Origin of the sequence: Ruminococcus sp. AM43-6 (assembly GCF_003461785.1) — a bacterium.
GTDB classification, from domain to species: domain Bacteria; phylum Bacillota; class Clostridia; order Oscillospirales; family Ruminococcaceae; genus Hominimerdicola; species Hominimerdicola aceti.
The window spans coordinates 168,052-187,928 of sequence record NZ_QTXU01000002.1 but is presented as its reverse complement, the minus strand read 5'-3'; the positions used below and the strand labels follow the sequence as shown (position 1 = coordinate 187,928).

Annotated in this window: 18 protein-coding genes; 5 read left to right on the top strand and 13 right to left on the bottom strand. The window is 41.1% G+C overall.

Going from position 1 to position 19,877, the window contains the following annotated elements; translation table 11 throughout:
- Positions 1-3 precede the first annotated feature (3 nt).
- The 8 genes from gyrA to dnaA form a co-directional block, all read right to left on the bottom strand.
- Entirely contained in the window at positions 4-2,550 is a 2,547-nt protein-coding gene (gene gyrA / locus DW938_RS02600; protein WP_118123796.1) for a DNA gyrase subunit A, read from the bottom strand.
- A 46-nt stretch (positions 2,551-2,596) separates the two neighbouring features.
- The gene (locus DW938_RS02595; protein ID WP_118123795.1) at positions 2,597-3,286 is read right to left on the bottom strand and encodes a YcxB family protein; all 690 of its coding nucleotides are present in this window, start codon (positions 3,284-3,286) and stop codon (positions 2,597-2,599) included.
- A 15-nt stretch (positions 3,287-3,301) separates the two neighbouring features.
- A complete protein-coding gene (gene gyrB, locus DW938_RS02590; RefSeq protein WP_117863704.1) occupies positions 3,302-5,230 on the bottom strand; it encodes a DNA topoisomerase (ATP-hydrolyzing) subunit B in 1,929 nt (642 codons plus the stop codon).
- Positions 5,231-5,334: 104 nt separating this feature from the next.
- Entirely contained in the window at positions 5,335-5,595 is a 261-nt protein-coding gene (locus DW938_RS02585) for an extracellular matrix/biofilm biosynthesis regulator RemA family protein (RefSeq protein ID WP_022287192.1), read from the bottom strand.
- Positions 5,595-6,725, bottom strand: coding sequence for a DNA replication/repair protein RecF (gene recF / locus DW938_RS02580; protein WP_118123794.1), 1,131 nt, complete (start codon positions 6,723-6,725; stop codon positions 5,595-5,597). The genes DW938_RS02585 and recF overlap by 1 nt, the downstream gene beginning before the upstream one ends.
- A 1-nt stretch (position 6,726) precedes the next feature.
- Entirely contained in the window at positions 6,727-6,951 is a 225-nt protein-coding gene (locus tag DW938_RS02575) for an RNA-binding S4 domain-containing protein (protein ID WP_022287190.1), read from the bottom strand.
- Positions 6,952-6,955: 4 nt separating this feature from the next.
- Positions 6,956-8,062 (bottom strand): DNA polymerase III subunit beta, encoded by a 1,107-nt coding sequence (dnaN, locus tag DW938_RS02570; protein ID WP_022287189.1) that lies wholly within the window; start codon positions 8,060-8,062, stop codon positions 6,956-6,958.
- 445 nt (positions 8,063-8,507) lie between these two features.
- Complete coding sequence (dnaA, locus tag DW938_RS02565; RefSeq protein WP_117877494.1) at positions 8,508-9,869, bottom strand: chromosomal replication initiator protein DnaA; 1,362 nt, start codon at positions 9,867-9,869, stop codon at positions 8,508-8,510.
- Positions 9,870-10,407: 538 nt separating this feature from the next.
- Here dnaA and rpmH point away from each other — a divergent pair.
- The 5 genes from rpmH to jag all read left to right on the top strand — a co-directional run bounded on the left by rpmH (position 10,408) and on the right by jag (position 13,737).
- Positions 10,408-10,542 carry a 50S ribosomal protein L34 gene (gene rpmH, locus DW938_RS02560; RefSeq protein ID WP_022287187.1) on the top strand — a complete coding sequence of 45 codons (135 nt, stop codon included), beginning with the start codon at positions 10,408-10,410 and terminating at the stop codon, positions 10,540-10,542.
- Positions 10,543-10,769: 227 nt separating this feature from the next.
- Positions 10,770-11,144 (top strand): ribonuclease P protein component, encoded by a 375-nt coding sequence (gene rnpA / locus DW938_RS02555; RefSeq protein WP_038672794.1) that lies wholly within the window; start codon positions 10,770-10,772, stop codon positions 11,142-11,144.
- A 1-nt stretch (position 11,145) separates the two neighbouring features.
- Positions 11,146-11,394: a membrane protein insertion efficiency factor YidD gene (yidD, locus tag DW938_RS02550; protein WP_022287185.1), complete on the top strand. Its 249-nt coding sequence runs from the start codon at positions 11,146-11,148 to the stop codon at positions 11,392-11,394.
- A gap of 65 nt (positions 11,395-11,459) precedes the next feature.
- Positions 11,460-12,797: a YidC/Oxa1 family membrane protein insertase gene (locus tag DW938_RS02545; protein ID WP_046439590.1), complete on the top strand. Its 1,338-nt coding sequence runs from the start codon at positions 11,460-11,462 to the stop codon at positions 12,795-12,797.
- A 43-nt stretch (positions 12,798-12,840) separates the two neighbouring features.
- Positions 12,841-13,737: an RNA-binding cell elongation regulator Jag/EloR gene (jag, locus tag DW938_RS02540; protein ID WP_118123793.1), complete on the top strand. Its 897-nt coding sequence runs from the start codon at positions 12,841-12,843 to the stop codon at positions 13,735-13,737.
- 382 nt (positions 13,738-14,119) lie between these two features.
- Here the strand turns inward: jag and rsmG are convergent, their stop codons facing one another.
- From rsmG to DW938_RS02515, 5 genes are read right to left on the bottom strand one after another with little or no spacing between them, the layout of a single operon-like run.
- On the bottom strand, positions 14,120-14,839 hold the full coding sequence (gene rsmG, locus DW938_RS02535) for a 16S rRNA (guanine(527)-N(7))-methyltransferase RsmG (RefSeq protein WP_118123792.1): 720 nt from the start codon (positions 14,837-14,839) through the stop codon (positions 14,120-14,122).
- 1 nt (position 14,840) lies between these two features.
- Positions 14,841-16,724, bottom strand: a complete 1,884-nt coding sequence (gene mnmG / locus DW938_RS02530) for a tRNA uridine-5-carboxymethylaminomethyl(34) synthesis enzyme MnmG (protein WP_181984349.1) — start codon at positions 16,722-16,724, stop codon at positions 14,841-14,843.
- 36 nt (positions 16,725-16,760) lie between these two features.
- The gene (gene mnmE / locus DW938_RS02525) at positions 16,761-18,131 is read right to left on the bottom strand and encodes a tRNA uridine-5-carboxymethylaminomethyl(34) synthesis GTPase MnmE (protein WP_118123790.1); all 1,371 of its coding nucleotides are present in this window, start codon (positions 18,129-18,131) and stop codon (positions 16,761-16,763) included.
- A 12-nt stretch (positions 18,132-18,143) separates the two neighbouring features.
- Positions 18,144-19,097, bottom strand: coding sequence for a TIGR01212 family radical SAM protein (locus tag DW938_RS02520; protein ID WP_117897119.1), 954 nt, complete (start codon positions 19,095-19,097; stop codon positions 18,144-18,146).
- Positions 19,090-19,863, bottom strand: coding sequence for a hypothetical protein (locus tag DW938_RS02515; RefSeq protein ID WP_118123789.1), 774 nt, complete (start codon positions 19,861-19,863; stop codon positions 19,090-19,092). Before DW938_RS02515 ends, DW938_RS02520 begins: the two co-directional genes overlap by 8 nt.
- Between the last annotated feature and the right edge of the window lie 14 nt (positions 19,864-19,877).

Here is a 19,877-nt window from a genome sequence, read left to right as displayed (position 1 = left end):
TCTTTATTCTTCCGTGTTTTCAGAATACTCATTCTCAACGCTTTCGGTATTCTCTTCAATGACCTCAGCATTTTCCTCAGCCTGAGCTTCAGCTATCTCCTCGGCAGTAGCCTTTTCCACCTCTGCCGTTTCAACATCATCATCATGCTCAGTTCTTGTGAATGAAACCACTCTGCCGTCCTCGCCGACTCTCATAAGTCTTACGCCACGGGAGTATCTGCTCATCATGCTGATATCGCAGGCTCTTATTCTGATAACAATGCCGTCTGTGGATATCATGATGATATCATCTTCATCATCAACGACCTTTATTCCGCATACTCCGCCACTCTTATAGTTCATAAGACCGTAGCCGCCTCTGTTCTGTACCTTATAAGACTCCAGCGGAACACGTCTGCCAAGACCATTTTCTGCAACAGTGAGAACGCTTGCACCCTCTCTTACTCTTGCCATTGATACAACATAGTCGCTGCCCCTGAGTTTTATAGCCTTTACGCCATGTGCAACTCTTGACATCTCTCTTATGTCAGTTTCTCTTATCCTGATAGCATAACCATTATGCGTTGCAACGATAACCTCATTGTCACCAAAGGTCATTCTTACTCCTGCTATCTCGTCGCCCTCATCAAGACCGATTGCAATAAGACCGTTCTTTCTTACATTTCTGTAGGAAGTCAGCGGAGTTCTCTTTATCTTGCCGTTCTTTGTTACCATGACGATATACTTGCCCTCGTCAAAATCGGCAGTTTTTATCATTGCGGCTATCTTCTCGCCCTCTCCCAGTTCAAGAAGATTTACTATATTTGTGCCTCTTGAAGCCTTTGAACCCTCAGGAAGCTCATAGCATTTGAGCTTATACATTATGCCCTTATTGGAGATAAAGAGTATATTGTCATGTGAAGAACAGGTCTGAAGCTCGTCGATATAATCGTCCTCACGCTGTTTCATACCCGTTACGCCACGTCCGCCACGCTTCTGAGCCTTATACTCTGAAACAGGCATTCTCTTTATATATCCTGCATTTGTATAGGTAACAACGCTTTCCTCAACAGGGATAAGGTCTTCGATATCAACTTCACCGCTGACATTTTCTATCTGAGTTCTTCTCTCGTCACCGAACTTATCCTGAATAGCCTCGACCTCTTCAATGATTATATCAAGTATTCTCTGATGATTTGCAAGGATATCTTCAAGGTCAGCTATCTTGACTTCGATCTCAGCCAACTCGTCTATTATCTTCTGTCTTTCCATACCGGTCAGACGACCGAGGGTCATATTTGCGATATGGTCAGCCTGAATATCTGTAAGACCAAAACGCTGATTAAGTCTTTGCTTAGCCTCAGGGATATTCTTAGAAGTTTTCATTATCTCGATAACTTCGTCAATATTGTCAAGTGCGATAACAAGACCCTTTAAGATATGCTCTCTTTCCTTAGCCTTGTTAAGGTCGAACTTAGTTCTTCTTGTGATAACATCCACCTGAAAGTCTATATACTGCTCAAGCATTTCCTTGAGGGTCAGCACCTTAGGGATACCATTCACAAGTGCGAGCATTATAACGCCCACAGTATCCTGAAGCTGTGTATAGCTGAACAGCTTGTTGAGAACTACCTGCGGATTAGCGTCCTTTTTAAGCTCGATAACGATCCTCATTCCGTCCTTGCCGGATTCATCGTTGATATAATGTATTCCGTCGATACGCTTTTCCTTAACAAGATCAGCGATAGATTCAACAAGTCTTGCCTTATTTACCATGTAAGGTATCTCAGTGACAATAATGCAGTTTCTGCCCTTTATCTCCTCGATAGAGGTCTTTGAACGCAGTGTTATCTTTCCTCGACCTGTGCCGTAAGCCGCTCTGATACCGGATCTGCCCATGATGATACCGCCTGTAGGGAAGTCAGGACCCTTTATGCTCTGCATAAGCTCATCAAGTGTGCAGTCAGGGTTTTTCATGACAGTTTTCATGCCCTCGATAACTTCATGGAGGTTATGAGGAGGGATATTCGTTGCCATGCCCACAGCGATACCTACTGAGCCGTTACAGAGAAGATTTGGAAATCTTGACGGCAACACAACAGGCTCTTTAAGTCTGTCATCATAGTTTGACTGAAAATCAACAGTTGTTTTGTTTATATCTGTCAGCATATTTACTGACATCTTAGCCATTTTAGCCTCAGTATAACGGTAGGCAGCCGGAGGGTCGCCGTCAACAGAACCAAAGTTTCCGTGACCGTCAACAAGAGGATATCTCATTGAGAACTTCTGAGCAAGTCTTACAAGTGCGTCATAAACTGATGCGTCACCGTGTGGGTGATATTTACCAAGCACAGATCCGACCGTATCTGCACATTTTCTGTAAGCTTGATCAGGTGTAAGACCATTTTCATACATGGTATATAAAATTCTTCTGTGAACAGGTTTAAGTCCGTCCCTTACATCAGGTAAGGCTCTGGATACAATTACCGCCATTGAATATTGAATGAAAGATTCTTTCATTATCGCTTCAACATCAGTGTCAATAACGTTATAATCGCTCACTTTATCCACTCCTTTTTAACCTTTCGGTTTACTTTGAAAAGAACATATCCTGTTCTTATTTATTATCTATCATTTCATAATCGCTATCAAGCAGCCCTGAAAAAGTTTTTCTCAGTGTTTCCTGCTGCTGCTCGTTCATAACTCTTTTTGCAAGCACATAAATAGTTTCTTTTTTGAGTATTATAATAAACATCTCGTCATTTTCCAAAACGTTTAGTGAGATATCCTCAAAACCAACTATCCTCGGTGGAACAGGAGTAAAGTCCTCCTCCTGCTTTTCCTCCTCTGTTGGCAGCGTTTCTATTTTGAAGCTGTCATCATAGAGGGTGAAAACATACTTGTCGTCCTCAAGAGGTTTAAGTGCCTGCATAAGATATTTTCTTATTCTTCTGGTGTTATACCATGTGAGAACGATTATTGCAAGGCATATGAACGCCAGCACCCAGTTAAGATATCCCGAAGGGTTTCTCACTATGGACACTATAAAAAGCACCGCAACAACGCCGAAAGCCGCTGTTATCTTCCAGTTATGCGCATAAACGAATTTCTTCTGAAAGGCTAAAAAAGCTCTTTCCTCTTCCTCGTTTTTCACATCATACTCAAAGCTCAAAACAGGCTCTTTTTCTATCTGTGCTTCTTCTGCCTCATCAGCATTATCCACAGCTTTCTCAACCGTTTCAACGGTTTCCTCTGTCTTTACCTCTTCAAGCTCTTTTTCCTGATTTTTATTTTCGTTGTTATCCAAAGCAGTATCCTTTCTTTAAACGTCAAGATCCTTTACATACTCTGCATTTTTCTCTATAAATTCTTTTCTCGGTGCGACCTTATCGCCCATAAGAATAGTGAATATCTCGTCCGCCTTAACAGCGTCCTCCATTGTCACCTTTATCATAGTTCTTCTTTCAGGATCCATGGTTGTTTCCCAAAGCTGTTCAGGGTCCATCTCACCAAGACCTTTATATCTCTGAACGTTTACTTTCAGATTGTTTTCACCTGAAAGCTCAGAAATATACTGATCTCTCTCTGCGTCTGAGAAAGCATATCTGACTTGCTTGCCCCTTGCGACCTTGAAAAGCGGTGGCTGAGCAAGATAGATATGACCCTCCTCGATAAGAGGACGCATAAATCTAAAGAAGAATGTAAGCAGAAGCGTTCTGATATGAGAACCGTCCACATCGGCATCGGCCATGATGATAACTTTGCCGTAACGGAGCTTTGAAAGGTCAAAGTCCTCGCCTATTGATGTTCCCAGTGCGGTAACAACAGGCATAAGCTTTTCATTGCCGTATACCTTATCTATCCTGGCTTTTTCAACGTTGAGCATTTTTCCCCACAAAGGAAGTATAGCCTGATATTTTCTATCTCTGCCTTCCTTTGCAGAGCCGCCCGCAGAATCTCCCTCGACGATATAAATTTCGGTGAGTGAAGCATCTCTCTCTGAGCAATCTGCAAGCTTGCCGGGAAGTGAAGAGGATTCAAGAGCAGATTTTCTTCTTGTAAGCTCTCTTGCTTTCTTTGCGGCTTCTCTTGCCTTTTGTGCCTGAACGGACTTATCAAATATAGCCTTTGCTACAGTAGGGTTTTCCTCAAAGTAGTTCATAAGCTTTTCGGTAACTATCTTGTCAACGAAAGGCCTTACCTCAGGATTGCCAAGTCTGCCCTTTGTCTGTCCCTCAAACTCACAGTTTGTGAGCTTAACGGAAACTATAGCCGTCAGACCCTCTCTTACATCGTCGCCAAGAAGCTTATCGTCGTCTTTAAGATAGCCGAACTTCTTACCGTAGTTATTTATTACCTTTGTAAGAGCATTTTTGAAGCCTGTTTCATGAGTACCGCCGTCAGGAGTATGGATATTATTAGCAAATGAAAGTATAAGGTCATTATAAGTATCGTTATACTGCAAAGCTATCTCGGCGAAAGTGTCGCCCTCCATGCCGTTGACGTAGATAACTTCCTCAGAAAGTGGTGTAACACCCCTTGTCTTGTGGATATGCTCCACAAACTGTCTTATACCGCCCTCATAATGGAGAGTTTCGCCCACAGGCTCGGCTTCATTTCTCTTATCAGTGAATATTATCTTTATACCGGCATTAAGGAATGCCTGTTCTCTAAGTCTTTTAAGCAGTGTTTCATAGTCAAACACTGTTGTTTCCTGAAAGATCTCAGGGTCAGGCTTGAAAAGAACGGAAGTACCTGTTTTATCAGTATCGCCGATTATTTTCAGCGGCTCTGAATAATTACCTCTGTCAAACCTCTGAAAATGAATATGTTTTCCGTCATAAACTGTAAGCTCAAGATATTCCGAGAGGGCGTTTACTACAGACGCACCAACGCCGTGAAGTCCGCCTGCTACCTTATATCCGCCGCCGCCGAACTTTCCGCCTGCGTGGAGAATGGTATAAACTACCGTTGCAGCAGATATTTTCTCCTTTGGGTGTATACCTGTAGGGATACCACGTCCGTTATCGGTAACTCTGATAATGTCCCCGGGAAGTATCTCTACTTCTATCTCAGTGCAATATCCTGCCAATGCCTCATCGATAGCGTTGTCAACTATCTCGTAGACAAGGTGGTGAAGTCCCTTTGGACCTGTTGATCCGATATACATACCAGGTCTTTTTCTTACCGCTTCAAGACCCTCCAGCACCTGTATCTGATTTTCATTATAATCATTTTGCTTATCCACCATGGATATTTCCTCGGTGTTCTGGATCTCGATCTCGTTGTTATTTTCCAAAAAATAACCCCCTCATCACTTGGTTTTTTATCTTATCATCTTATTTCTTTGATTTATCATTCAGGCATTCTTTTGCTTCTTTTCAAAAGTGTGGCACAGCTCATCTGACTTATATACACAGTTTCCGTAAAGTCTTTATCAAGGCACACCACAAAGCTTTTAGGCATTTCATATGTGCAGTTCACAACACGTCTGTTTTTTGCCGCAAAATTAAGAAATTCCTTTGTGTTGGCAGAAACAGAGGTGTTCTCTATATCGAAGATCCCTATTATATCTTTAGTATTGACTAAATAGTTATTTCCTAAATGCAGAAACATCACTTATTCTCCTGAACTATCATTCCGTTTTCTATATTGAATATCTTTCCATGGCTTTTCTCGTCAAAGGGGATATTCCTGTCACAGCAGGTTATAAAGACCTGCATATCGTGTATTTTCGAGATAACGAACTTCTGCCTTGAGAGATCAAGCTCGCTCAAAACATCATCGAGAAGTATACACGGGCTGTCGTCTATCTCCTCGGCAAGTATATAAGCCTGCGAAAGCTTCAAAATAAGTGCAAGAGAGCGGTGCTGTCCCTGAGAAGCGAACTGTCTAACTGCCAGTCCGTTTATTTTTCCCGCAAGATCGTCTCTGTGAACGCCTTTCTGCGTAAATCCTGCTCTTATATCGTCATCAAGATTATTTTGCAGACAGTTTAGATACTCCTCAGCCATATCTCCTGAATAATCTTTTCTGCCTTCCAGATTGGAATACACAGTGGAATAATATTCAAGCTCCAGCCTTTCTCTGCCCTCTGATATATCCTCATAAAGCTTTTTTGCGAACATATCGAGTTTTTTTGTATAATTATATCTTAAAAGCGAGATATAAGCCCCAAGCTGAGCAAGCTGGATATCCCACACTTCAAGCTCTTCTCTTTTTGATCTGCCGTAACAGATATTTTTTAACAATATATTTCTCTGCTCTATAAGATCATCATATTTTGAGATAACAGAGCTGTAGGAATTTTTTATCTGTGACACTGAAAGGTCAAGAAACTGCCGTCTGTTTTCGGGAGAGCCTTTTGAAAGCTCCAGATCCTCAGGAGTAAAGATAACACAATCAAGGCTTCCGAAAAGCTTTGAGGGAGTTTTCAGTTTTACGCCGTTCAAGGTGACGTTTTTTTCTCTCACATTAGGTCTTGCCATTGCAAAATGTATATCCTGACTGCGGAAGCTGTTTTTAAATGAAATGTCGATATTCATAAACTGTCCGTTTATATCTATCATTTCTCTGTCTTTTGTGTTGCGAAAAGACCTCACTCCGCTGCAAAGCCATATAGCTTCTATAAGATTTGTTTTGCCCTGAGCATTCTTTCCGCAGAAAATATTCATTTTCTCATGAGGATATATCTCGACTTTTTTGAGATTTTTAAATCCGTCTGCGGAAATTTTGGTTATCACCATTTTATTTTACCACTATCTCTGTAGCTATCTCGTCTATCTGCACCTTATCCCCGGGGCGGATCTTCTTTCCCCTCATTGTGCAGACCTCACCATTTACTTTAATTCTCTCCTCGAGGATTATCTCCTTGCCAATGCCGCCTGTTTCCACAACGCCAGCATATTTAAGCAGAGAATCGAGCTTTATAAACTCTGATTTTATATTTACATCTATCTGTTGATATTTCATATTCTTATTCCTTTGCTAGTCTTACAGGGAGAACGAGGTAAGTATAAGCGTCGCCCTCACACGGAACTATCTTCATAGGCAGCAGACTTCCGCTCATCTGCAATTTGACCTTATCTTCCTTTATGACCTTCAGAGGGTCAAGAAGATATTTGCACTTGAAGCCTATCTCGATAACAGGACCTGCTATATCAGCCTTTATCTCGTCTGTTATCTTTCCAACGCTTGTTGAGCAGTTTATTTTTATAGAATTATTTTCAAAATAGCATCTTGCAGGTGACGGTGTTCTGTCACTTATAAGTATCAAACTTCTTTCAAGAGCGGCAATAAGCTCTTTCCTGTCAACAATGACCTCAGTTGTGCAAGTAGTCGGTATAGCTGACTTATAAGGGTGGAACTCGCCCTCGATAAGTCTTGAATAAACAAGATAGCCGTTTAATTCAAACACAACATGATTTTTTGAGAGATAAACGGAGGCTGTTTCTTCGTCATTATCTCCCAGAAGTGCTGCTATCTCAGAAAGAGTTTTTGCAGGCACGACGAATTTAAGACTTCCGTCATACTTTATAGGCTCATATCTCACAGCAAGTCTATATCCGTCAAGGGCAACAAGAGTAAGAGTACCGTTTTCAATCTCAAAAAGCTCTCCCTTAAGAACAGGCTTAAGGTCTGTAACAGCCACGGCAAACTTTGTCTGATTTATCATATCCTTAAGAACAGGCTGAGAGATAGTTATCTTGTTTTCTTCCTCTTTCTTAGGAAGTGCAGGATATTCCTCTGCTGATGTTGCAGGGATATTGAATGTGGTAACTCCTCCTGAGATCGTTACCTGAAAATTTTCAGAAACCTCTATCAGGATCTCTTCAGAAGGCATTTTCCTTATCATTTCAGCAAAAAGTCTTGCATTAAGTATAAATTCTCCCGAATCGTCGCTCTTTACCGGAATAACAGTTTTTATACCTATCTCAAGGTCATAGCCGGTAAGTTCCAGCATTGAGTTTTCAAGCTTGAATTTTATTCCCTCAAGAGATTTAAGTGCAGCACGTTCTGACACTGCTTTTGAAACATTTGTTACTGCTCCGCAAAGTGAAGCATTATTACACAGAATTTTCATAGCAATTTCCTTTCTAAAAAATTACATTTATCTGACTTTTGTTTTTTCAACATATGAATTTCTCAAATTTATATTTTTTGCTCTGATAATATATAAATAAATCAATATTAAATTAGTATTAGTAGTAGAGTGTGTTGAAATAGTTGAAAAGTCATTCAAAGCCTTTTGCAGACTTGTTTTGCTTTTCAAGTTTATTTTAACATCACTTCAACTGTGTTTTCAAAAACTTTTTTTGTGTTTGAAAAGTTGAAAAAATGTTTGTTGAATGTTTATTATTATCGCAAAAAATGTTGAAACCTGAAAATCGGTGTTTGATTTTATAACACCATGGTTTAAACTTCATTGTGCAAAGTTTTGAAAAACATTCCGCAAAGCTTTATATATCCAAGTCCGGATATTCAACAAAATTGTTGAAAACTATGTTGAAAATGTTGAAATAGTCCGTTTAATTGTCCTTGAGGTTTTTGATTATGTCGTCAACGGTATCTTTTAGCTGTTTGTTCTCTTTAAGATTTTTAACAACGTCCTGATAGTGTATGGTCATAGTTGAATGGTTTTTGTTAAGCACATTTCCTATCTGTATAAAGGTCATGCCCTTTACGTCCTTGAAGATATAGATCGCTATTTTTCTTGCAAGGGATACGTTTGCACGTCTGTTTGTTGACTTTATGTCGTCAGCAGTAACGTCAAATGCCGCCGCTACCTCCTGAAGTATCCTGTCAACCGTTATCTCAGCAGGGTGATTTTCAATGATTATTTCCTTGATTATCCTCTGAGCCATAGATATGGACGGGCTTTCATTTGTATAAATGGTAAGAGCCTTTATTTTGTTTACAGTTCCCTCAAGCTGACGTATGTTCGTCTTTATCTTCTCTGCTATTATCCTTACGACATTGTCAGAAAGCTGTAAGTCCAGCATATCAGCCTTTTTCTTTACGATAGCCATTCTTGTTTCAAAATCAGGCGGTGTAACGTCTACCTGAACGCCCAGTGAAAATCTGGTAAGTATCCTGTTTTGAAGCTTCGATATCTTTGACGGCGCAATATCCGATGTGAGAACTATCTGCTTGCCCGCATTGTAAAGATCGTTGAAGGTATGGAAAAATTCCTCCTGCATACGCTCCTTGCCTGCAATGGTCTGTATATCGTCTACCATAAGATAGTCGGCATTCCTGTATTTATCATGAAATTTATTAGTTTCCTTTGACTCGATAGCTTTAACGAGCTGGTTTATAAAGGATTCACCTGTGGTGTAAATAATTTTCAGCTCAGGGTGATTTTTCTTTACCTCATGCTCGATAGCTTTCATAAGGTGAGTTTTTCCAAGTCCCGAATCACCGTATATGATTAGAGGGTTGAATATAGTATTTGTGTTAGACGGTGTTTTCTGATCTTCGTCATACTTATGTGCGACAGCCGTGCTGAAAGCATAGGCAAGATCATTCGATTTACCTTTGATAAAGTTATCAAAAGTAAGATTGTTGTTTTCTTCATCAGAAAAGTCAGCCACCTTGACTTCTATATCCTTTTCCTCAGTTTCATTAACTTCTTCTTTGTCTTTAACAAGTATTTTTATATCTACCTCAAAGCCCAAAGTGTTGAGAAAAGCTTCTTTTAAAAGATTCTCATAGGCGTTCATAGTGATATCTCTTGAAAAATCAGAATCAGTGAGCAAATAAGCCACATTGTTTTCAAGCTTCATCGGTTCAAGTATCTTTATCCATTTGTTATATCCCGGCTCGCTGATACTTTTGCAGTTTCGGCAATATTTCAGGACCTCCTGAAATACGTCATTAAAGGAATCCATTGTTTCTCCATAACCTCCTAGAAAATAGCTCTGCCTGTGCGGTGTTTCCGCTGTCCGCCGTGACCCCTGTCAAACAGACGGCAGGTCAGAGTTTTAAAAAAAATATAAACAGGCATAATTAATCAATTCTATACTATTATAGCACACTTGACTTAAAATTTCAAGTCCTATATATTATATATAAGGAAAGAAATAAGAATAAAAAGTATGTTTTTCAAAGATAAGAAAAAACACTTAATACAGATAAAATTTATATTTGGCACACAATATATTGTATGCTCATTAAAAAGGAGAACGTAAGCGGCAGGTTTTTCGGACAGTAAGCCCCTCAAAGCAAAGAAAAATAATATCAAAAAAAATATAAAAATATTATGAACAGGCTTGACAAATGGTGTGTGAATGAGCTATAATATTAAATTACAAGGGCTTTTTTCATAGCGATATTGTAATTTGCTGTGACCCTATAAGTTTAAACATCTCCGAGAACGTTTTTTTGTATAAAATGACGGAGTGTTGAAAGCGGAAGGAGGAGAATTCGATGAAAAGAACATATCAGCCTAAAAAGCTTCAGAGAAAGAAAGTTCACGGCTTCATGAAGAGAATGTCTACTGCTAACGGCAGAAAGGTACTCGCAAGAAGAAGAGCAAAGGGCAGAGCTAGACTCAGCTACTAAGAGATACAGGCAGTTTCTGATGATAAGTCTGACAGGCATTATTCAGGCGGTTAGTTACGCCTGAATCGATGTCCCTAGGCAGTTGTATTTAAGCGTCGTTGGACGCTGCCTCAGATGACCTATATACCATTCATTGATTTGCATGGTATTGGGTCTTTATCTTTTTTTGGCAAAATTGCCGTGAAAAGGCGAAAAGAGTAAAAACAGTACACAATGGGGAAATGAAGATGCTGTTCACAACGGTTTTAAAGGATAACAAGGCATTTTTAAGGTGCTATAAAAAGGGAAGATTTTGTGCAGACAGTTTTGTAGCAGCATATTTTTATCCCAACGGCAGCCCGTATAACAGGCTCGGCATAACGGCAGGCAAAAAGCAGGGCTGCGCAGTAACGAGAAACAGGATAAAGAGAATAGTAAGAGCCGCCTACAGACTTAACGAGGCGGAATTTCCGCTGGGCTATGATATAGTTTTTGTGGGAAGAAACGATATAGGGGAAAAGAAAACTCAGGATATTGAAAGATTTATAAAAAAAAGACTCATAAAAGAGATGAATAAGCCTGTTCCAAAGAATAACAGGTCAGGCAGGGCAAAGAGAAAGTAAAATGAGTAAACTGGCTCAGCTGCTGATAAGGTTTTATCAGCGATTTATAAGTCCTCTTTTCGGACCAAGGTGCAAGTATTATCCAAGCTGTTCGGCATATGCGCTGGAGGCTTACAGAAAGCACGGCTTTTTTAAAGGCACGCTGCTTACTGTATGGAGACTGCTTAGGTGCAACCCGTGGAGTCTGGGAGGGGTTGACTATGTTCCTGACAAGCTTACCACTGAGTATTTTAAAATCAGAAAAAAATAAGCCTGAGAGCTTAATCAGATATATAGGTTATCAATATGACAAATAATTGATCTGGAGGATATTAAATGGGTATTATTGCGACCCCTTTGGGCTGGATAATGAAGGGCTGCTATTTTGTATGCAAGAACTACGGAATAGCACTGCTGCTTTTCACTATCCTTACAAGACTTATAGTATTTCCGCTTAACGTCAAGCAGCAGAAGAGCACGGCAAGAATGACCATGCTTCAGCCTGAGCTTGAAAAGATAAAGAAGAAATACGCTAAAAATCAGCAGAAGATGCAGGAAGAGCAGATGAACCTTTACGCCAAGGCGGGCGTAAACCCTATGGCAAGCTGCTTGCCAATGGTCATCACAATGGTCATTCTGTTTGCTCTTATCCCTGTTATTTACGGACCTCTTACCTACGTTTCAAACGCAGATAAAGAGGAGCTTACAGACTCAAACAACATGATATCGAATCTTTATGTTGTCAGTGCTGAGGTAAAAAGCAAGGATACTACAATAGAAAAGCTTATTGAAAAGTTTGAGAAAGACGGTGCTACTGAGGACGAAGCTTATGATAAGCTTGAAAAGCTTTTTACAGACAAGGACAAGTATCCAAAGTCTGCAAAGGCACTTTCTAATGACAACAAGATATCTAACGTTATGGATGCTATTAAGGCTCATAATGATATAGATACTTTTATTCTTAACGAGAATTACTTCTCCACAAACCTCATTCAGTCAAGACCTGAGCTTATGACTTTCGTTTTCACTGAAAAAGAGGGCGGACAGTATGCAGATGTGCTTCCAACAAGCGTAAAGGCTGCGGCTGAAGATTTCAACTACAGCATTTTCGGACTTTTCCTTGGAAAGATACCAACAATGAAGGATCTTTCCTGCATTATCCCTATTGTATCAGCACTTTTGCAGCTTATAGTGACATTCGTTTCACAGCATTTTGCAAAGAAGAACAATCCTGACGCTGCAAATATGGGCGGAATGGGAATGAAGATAATGCTTTATGGTATGCCTATCTTCTCACTGTGGATCGGTTTCAGCTATCCGGCAGGTCTTGGTCTTTACTGGTGCTATTCTTCACTGTTTGCACTGGGACAGACTATCGTACTCAATAAGATCTATACACCTGAACACGTTGCAGAGCTTGTTCAGAAGGATATAGCAAAGCAGAAAAAGAAGGGCAAGCCTACTCTTATGGAGAAAATGGCTGAGGCTCAGATGATACAGGCTGGTAAGGATCCTGCTGAGATCAGAAAGTCACTTTCTGACGATGAGGATTACGATGAGCCTAAGAAGAAAACAAAGACGGAGCTTAAAGACGAGCAGAGAAGACGTCTTAACGAAGCCAGAAAGAGAATGGCTGAGAAATATGGCGACGAATATGACGATTCACAGGATTGACCTGTTGTTGACTAAACTTTTTTAGCGAGAGGAGCAGAAAAAAATGAAACAGATCTTTACAGCCGCAACTGTAGACGAAGCAAAGAACAAGGCGGCAGTTGAATTTGGAACAGAAGTAGAAAAGATCACTTTCACAGTTCTTGAAGAGCCTAAAAAGGGCTTTTTCGGAAAGATCAAGGGTGAGGCAAAGGTAGAAGCTGAATATGAGCCTGAAACAAAGGTAGAAACTGTAACTGAAGAAACAGAGGCTGTTGAAGAAAAGGCAGAAGTTCAGGAAGAAGTCAAGGCAGAGGCAGAGTGGAGCGACACTTTGCAGAAAAAGGCTGACTGTGCAAAGGAATATATACTCAATGTTATAAAGGCAATGGGCATAGAAGACACAGAGATCGAGGTAACAAAGCTTGAAAACGGCGCACTTTTTGAGATAAAGAGCGAAGAGTTCGAGAAGCTTATCGGCAAGAAGGGCGATATCCTCGATTCACTTCAGTATCTTGCATCACTTGTATGCAACAGGATAGACAGAGAATATTTCAGAATATCCACAGATTGCAATGGTTTCAGGGCAAGAAGAAAGACCCAGCTTGAAGAGCTTGCAAGAAAGATAGCAAACAACGTAAAGAGAAGCGGTCGTTCATCAGCTCTCGAGCCAATGAATCCATATGAGAGAAGAATCATTCACGCTGCTGTATCAGAGATAGAGGGTGTAACATCTCAGTCAAAGGGTGAAGAGCCATGGAGAAAGGTAATAATCAGCTCTACAACACCTAGAAAGTATGACAACAGAGGCGGCTACAAGAAGAACGGTGGCAGAAGAAGAAACAATAACAATCGCCGCTCAAAGGGTTTTGACATCACAACAAGCTTTGAAAAGGACTACAAAAAGCCAAAGCCAGAGGACACAATGAAGGATTCAGGTCTTTACTCAAAGATAGAGTTCTAAATTAAAAATGACAATAAGAAAACACGCTGAACAAAAATTCAGCGTGTTTTTTTGCTATTTTGCTTGTTTTTTATTGTAGGGGACGGCGCCCCCGACGTCCCGCTTATCTATGTTTCGGTTTCAATATCATTTGTATTTTTTTACAAAATGTTCGGTGCAAAAATTTATAACATTGTCTGCTTCTTTTCATTCGTGACCAATCCAAGTCTAGCCGCTTCGATATAGGGCTGTCGAGGGCGCCAGCCCCTACACATTTGTGTCTACAGTTTGTACGCCGCAAAATCGCTGTCGCTCTTTGCGGTATTTACTTTGTATAAGAAACTACAAAAGCGGTGCAGAGATTTGTTCTCCGACACCGCTATGTATTTTGCTTTAGTTCGTATTATAATTTTTTCTTTTTCATTTGACCCTTGTTGCGTGGATATTTCTCAGGTGTTTCAGATACTTTTCTTATGAGGATAAGCGTTCTGCCGTCACCTGTTGGAAGTTCATAGTCAAAGACCTCTTCGACCTTTCCTCCCAGTATCTTAATAGCATTTTTAGCTTCTTTCAGCTCGTCATTTCCTCCTGAGCCTTTCAATGCAACGAAATATCCTCCGACTCTTACAAAAGGCAGGCAATACTCGCATAGGTCGCTGAGGTTTGCCACCGCTCTTGCTGTGGCAATGTCAAATTGTTCACGGCACTCCATGCTTCTGCCAAGCTCCTCTGCTCTGCCGTGTATGCAGGTCGCACCAAGGTCAAGACTGTCTGAAAGCTGTGCAAGAAAATTTATCCTCTTATTAAGGCTGTCCAAAAGTGTAAGCTTTATATCGTCACGGACGATTTTCAGTGGACAGGACGGAAATCCTGCTCCTGTGCCGACATCTATTACCGTTGCATTTTCTTTTACCTTGAAAAGTGTGAAAGGATAAACGCTGTCAAAAAAATGCTTTATTGAAATTCCCTCAGGGTCAGTGATAGCAGTAAGATTTATTTTCTCGTTCCATTCACAAAGCAGATCTGCATAAGCTTCAAAGCGTAAATAATCACTGTCAGATATTGTTATATCATAATTATCAAAAAGCTTTATAAAATCGTCCTTAGAAATAAGCTTTGACATACTATTCCTCCCTATGGTCATTCTTTGATGAGAGCCATACCAAAAGTACACCCACGTCAGCAGGGTTTACTCCGCTGATTCGGCTTGCCTGACCAACTGATACAGGCTTTATTTTATTGAGCTTTTCAATTGCTTCAAGTCTAAGACTTTTTATATCATTATAGTCAATATCCGCAGGCAAAGCCTTTTTCTCCAGCTTTCGCATAGCCTCCACCTGTTCAAGCTGTATCTTTATATAGCCGTCATATTTTATCTGCAATTCTACTTGCTCTTTTACTTCTGCTGAAAGCTCAGGTCGTTCCTTATCGAAAGGAGCAAGACCATCATATGACACCTGTGGTCTGCGGATAAGCTGAGCAAGCTTTATGCCGTTGTTAAGAGGGTCAGTGCCTACAGATTCAAGATAGGCATTTATCTCAGGATCTGGTGCAATATTTATTTTTGAAACACGCTTTATCTCAGCGGCTATCTGTTCATTTTTGTCAAGCAAATGCTGATATCTTTCGTCTGAGATAAGCCCTATCTCATGTCCGATAGGCGTGAGCCTTATGTCAGCGTTATCTTGTCTTAGCAAAAGTCTGTATTCGCTTCTTGATGTGAGCATTCTGTAAGGGTCTGAACAGCCCTTTGTCACAAGGTCGTCAATAAGAGTGCCTATGTATGATGACGCTCTGTCAAGGATAAGCTGTTTTCTGCCGAGAATTTTCAGTGCGGCATTTATGCCTGCAATAAGACCCTGTGCGGCGGCTTCTTCATATCCCGAAGTGCCGTTGAATTGACCTGCGCCGTAAAGACCGTCAAAAGCCTTGAACTCCAGCGTAGCAGAAAGCTCTGTAGGGTCGCAGCAATCATATTCTATGGCATAGGCGTTTCGCATTATCTCAACGTGTTCAAGTCCTTTTATAGTGTGCAAAAATTGAAGCTGAACGAACTCAGGCAGTGATGACGACATACCTTGCAGATAATATTCGTCAGTGTCAAGACCCATTGGTTCAATAAAAAGCTGATGCCTTGGCTTATCTGAAAATCTCATTATTTTGTCTTCGATAGACGGACAGTATCTTGGGCCAATAGCGTGTATCCTACCCGAATATATAGGTGAAAGATGTATGTTATCTCTTATTACCTTGTGTGTTTCTTCATTTGTATAAGCCACATAGCATTTAACTTTATTTTCAAGCTTTTCATGATTATCAAAAGAAAATGGTGTTATATCATCGTCACCGCATTGAACTTCAAGCTTGTCAAAATCTATGGAACGCTTGTGTACACGGGCAGGAGTGCCTGTTTTGAAACGTCTTATTGTCATGCCTGCCTTTTTAAGACATTCTGTCAGGCTGAGTGCAGGCAAAGTTGCGTCAGGACCGCTTGAATATGATACTGCACCCACATGGACAGTGCCGCCAAGGTAAGTTCCCGTTGAGATCACAACAGCCTTGCAGTCATACTCAGTGCCAAGCTTTGTACGCACACCACGGACAGTTTTGCCGTCCTCCTCAAATAAAATATCAGTTATCTCAGCCTGCTTCAGATAAAGCCCGTCAGTATCTTCGATAGTCTTTTTCATAAGCTTGTGATATTCCACACGGTCTATCTGCGCCCTCAGACTATGAACGGCAGGACCTTTTCCACGGTTGAGTATCCTGCTTTGCAGAAAAGTTTTATCCGCCGCCTTGCCCATTTCTCCGCCCAAAGCGTCTATCTCACGAACAAGATGTCCCTTTGCAGTTCCGCCTATAGAGGGGTTGCATGGCATATTGGCAACACCGTCAAGTGTTATGGTAAAAAGTGCCGTCTTTAGTCCAAGGCGTGCCGCCGCCAAAGCCGCTTCACAGCCTGCGTGACCTGCACCTACCACAATAATATCAAAATATTCCTTTTGCATAATAAAACCACCTGTCTGAAAATAAGACCATATAAATTACTTTCCTACGCAGAATTTTGAAAATACCTCGTCTACCACCGCTTCTGTAGCCTTTTCTCCTGTCAGCTCCAAAAGTGCATTTGCACCATTGTCTATCATCACAGTAACAGCGTCCAAAGTTTCTCCCATATCAAGGCTTTCAAGAGCCATGGCAAGATATTTTCTTGCACGTTCTGCACAGGCTATTTGACGCTCGTTTGCAAAAATTGTGCTGTCAGCGTCATATCCGCCAATGCCCAAAAGCTTCTCTGCGGCCTTTTGCAGCTCTTCTCTGCCCTCGTCAAGCTTCGCAGATATCTCTATCACATAGTCTGAATATTTTTCAAGCTGAGACCTTTCAACAACATTTTCAAGGTCAGACTTGTTGAGAACTATGATAACTTTCTTTCCAAGCTTTTTCACATATTCAAGAAGCTCAAGATCCTCCTCGTCAAGCTCTCTTGAAATGTCGAAAACTTCTATCACAAGCATAGCGTTTTTAAGCTTTTTCTTTGCAATATCAACGCCTATTTTTTCAACTTCATCATCAGTTTCATGTATTCCTGCAGTGTCGGAAAGCTTCAAAATAAGCTCGCCAAGCTTTGCACTTTCTTCGATAACATCTCGTGTAGTGCCTGCCATATTTGTGACTATGGAGCGATCATATCCCAACAGCATATTCATGAGTGTCGATTTTCCAACGTTCGGCTTGCCTGCGATAACAGTGTCAACACCGTTTTTCAGTATCATACCGCTGTCATGATCTGCTATTATTTTATCAAGCCCTGCCAAAGCGTTTTTAAGGCTCTCTCTGAGATTATCCTCAGATATCTCAGGCAAGTCCTCCTCTGGATAATCCACCCATGCCGCAAGCTCACCTAGTATTGTGACAAACTTTCTTGACATATCAGAAATAAGCCTGAAAAGCCTGCCCTCTTTTGTAAGATTTGCAGAATTAAGCGCATATTCTCCCTGAGCGGAGATAGTTTCCATTACGCCCTCAGCCTGAGTAAGTGAAAGCTTTCCATTGAGAAAAGCCCTCTTTGTGAACTCGCCCCTCTGAGCAAACTCTGCACCCTGTTCAATGCAAAGTCTGAGAACTTTTTTTGTAACATATATTCCGCCATGGCATGATATCTCGCAGACGTTTTCACCGGTGTATGACTTAGGCGCACGGAAAACCGTCAGAACGCCGTCATCAACTTCTCTGCCGTTTTTGTCAACTATTTTTCCGTATGCACACGAATAGCCTGCCATGTTTTCAACACTTTTGCATGACAGCGGTTTAAAAACCTTTGCACCTATGCTTATGGCGTTTTCTCCGCTTATTCTTATGACTGATATACCGCCCTCAGCGAGTGGTGTCGAAACTGCACATATATCTTTCATTTTTACCTCTTTTTACTCCGACAGAGCCTTTCCCTGCCATGAATTTCTTCTTCCCATTTCCTTGTCTATCTCGTTCATAACGCAGAATTTTTTCAAACTCCACAAAGGTGCAACAAGGTCGTCCTTTGCACCGTCACCTGTCACACGCTGTATTACTATCTCCGCAGGCAGAAGTTCCAACTGGTCGCAGACGATATTAACATACTCGTCCATTTCAAGTGCTCTGAACTCTCCACGCTCATACATCTGTGCAAGCACAGTGCCTTTTAAAACGTGCAGAAGATGTATCTTAATGCTTTGTATATCAAGCTGACCGAGAGTTTTAGCCGTTTCAAGCATCATATCTCTATCCTCACCGGGAAGCCCGTCGATGATATGCACGCACACATTCACATTGCGTTTTCTCAGCATTTCATAGCCTTTGAGAAAATCCGCAAAAGTATGACAGCGGTTCATTTTCAAAGCCGTTTCGTCATGTATAGTCTGCAAGCCAAGCTCTACTGTAAGAAACGTTTTTTCAGCAAGCTCACCGAGCAGGTCGGCTTTTTCTTCGTTGATGCAATCTGCCCTTGTTGCGATAGAAAGCCCTGCCGTATTTTCAAATGACAGGGCTGTATAAAACATTTTTCTCAGCGTTTCAACGTCAGCATAGGTGTTTGAGCCTGCCTGAAAATACGGTATGCACAGACCCTTGCTCCACTTTTTGCTCATTTTCTCCCTTATCTCTCTGTACTGAGTAAGGATATCCTCATGAGGGTCGCCTGCAAAATCTCCGCTCATTTTTGCCGAGCAGAACACACAGCCCCCCACACCTTTTGTGCCGTCTCTGTTCGGACAGCCAAGGTCAATATTAAGCGGTATCTTGAAAACCTTAGTGCCAAACTTGTGCCTTAGATAATAATTATAGGTATGATATCTTTTATTGTCATCAGAATAGGGAAAAGGGTTATCAAATCTGCTATTCATCTGACGGTCCCTCAGTTTGCTCGGTGGTAGGTTCTGCAGTTTCTGTCGGCTGAGTTGTGGTCTCAGTTGCCTTTGTTGTGGTCGTGGTAGTAGTAGGACCGGGCTGTACTATAGGCTCAGTTTCGGTGACAGTATAGTAAGGCTTGTCATTATTTGTGGTAGTGGAAGCCGTTGAAGTCGTTGTGGTGCTTTTAGTTTCCTCCGGTCTGTCAATAGCAGTGGTAGTTGTTGTTTTTTTCTTGTCCTCTTTTTTCTTTGTGGTAGTTACTTCACCATCCTGCGGTTTTGCAGTGGTGGTGATAACATTTTCGTCAGGATCATCACTGTCATTATTAGTCGGCTGATCGAAGCTGTTGTGATTAGAATCAGTATTGTCAGGCGTTTCCTTTATAGGGTCAGTGACCTTATTGCCGATACCGTAAATAAGAGAGATACGCTCCTCAACAGCTTTCATGGCGTCAGGAAAAGGTATACTATTATTATAAGAGTCCTCCAATGCCTGAGTGTAATCCCCTGAAAAGAAAGTCTTGAATGTTAAAGACAGATTGTTGTCCTCCACAATGTCGCTTCCTGAAACTGAAATAAAGAATATGCAGGCAAATAGCATTATGACCGCTATGGAAAGAAGATTTATAAAGCTGTAATGCTCCTCCAAATTCGTTTTGGCAAGCTCTTCAGCCGCTTCCTCTGCAGCCTCGCATTCCTCCGGTATTTCATATTCATTGTCATCGTGAACGATATTGAATCGTGTAGTTTTCTTATCCATTAGTATTTTCCTCT

Bases quoted from the DNA above. Each gene is read 5' to 3' on its own strand.
- gyrB (WP_117863704.1), bottom strand. From the start codon at position 5,230: ATGGTGGATAAGCAAAATGATTATAATGAAAATCAGATACAGGTGCTG.
- DW938_RS02585 (WP_022287192.1), bottom strand. From the start codon at position 5,595: ATGTTTCTGCATTTAGGAAATAACTATTTAGTCAATACTAAAGATATA.
- recF (WP_118123794.1), bottom strand. From the start codon at position 6,725: ATGGTGATAACCAAAATTTCCGCAGACGGATTTAAAAATCTCAAAAAA.
- DW938_RS02575 (WP_022287190.1), bottom strand. From the start codon at position 6,951: ATGAAATATCAACAGATAGATGTAAATATAAAATCAGAGTTTATAAAG.
- dnaN (WP_022287189.1), bottom strand. From the start codon at position 8,062: ATGAAAATTCTGTGTAATAATGCTTCACTTTGCGGAGCAGTAACAAAT.
- dnaA (WP_117877494.1), bottom strand. From the start codon at position 9,869: ATGGATTCCTTTAATGACGTATTTCAGGAGGTCCTGAAATATTGCCGA.
- rpmH (WP_022287187.1), top strand. From the start codon at position 10,408: ATGAAAAGAACATATCAGCCTAAAAAGCTTCAGAGAAAGAAAGTTCAC.
- rnpA (WP_038672794.1), top strand. From the start codon at position 10,770: ATGCTGTTCACAACGGTTTTAAAGGATAACAAGGCATTTTTAAGGTGC.
- yidD (WP_022287185.1), top strand. From the start codon at position 11,146: ATGAGTAAACTGGCTCAGCTGCTGATAAGGTTTTATCAGCGATTTATA.
- DW938_RS02545 (WP_046439590.1), top strand. From the start codon at position 11,460: ATGGGTATTATTGCGACCCCTTTGGGCTGGATAATGAAGGGCTGCTAT.
- jag (WP_118123793.1), top strand. From the start codon at position 12,841: ATGAAACAGATCTTTACAGCCGCAACTGTAGACGAAGCAAAGAACAAG.
- rsmG (WP_118123792.1), bottom strand. From the start codon at position 14,839: ATGTCAAAGCTTATTTCTAAGGACGATTTTATAAAGCTTTTTGATAAT.
- mnmG (WP_181984349.1), bottom strand. From the start codon at position 16,724: ATGCAAAAGGAATATTTTGATATTATTGTGGTAGGTGCAGGTCACGCA.
- mnmE (WP_118123790.1), bottom strand. From the start codon at position 18,131: ATGAAAGATATATGTGCAGTTTCGACACCACTCGCTGAGGGCGGTATA.
- DW938_RS02520 (WP_117897119.1), bottom strand. From the start codon at position 19,097: ATGAATAGCAGATTTGATAACCCTTTTCCCTATTCTGATGACAATAAA.
- DW938_RS02515 (WP_118123789.1), bottom strand. From the start codon at position 19,863: ATGGATAAGAAAACTACACGATTCAATATCGTTCACGATGACAATGAA.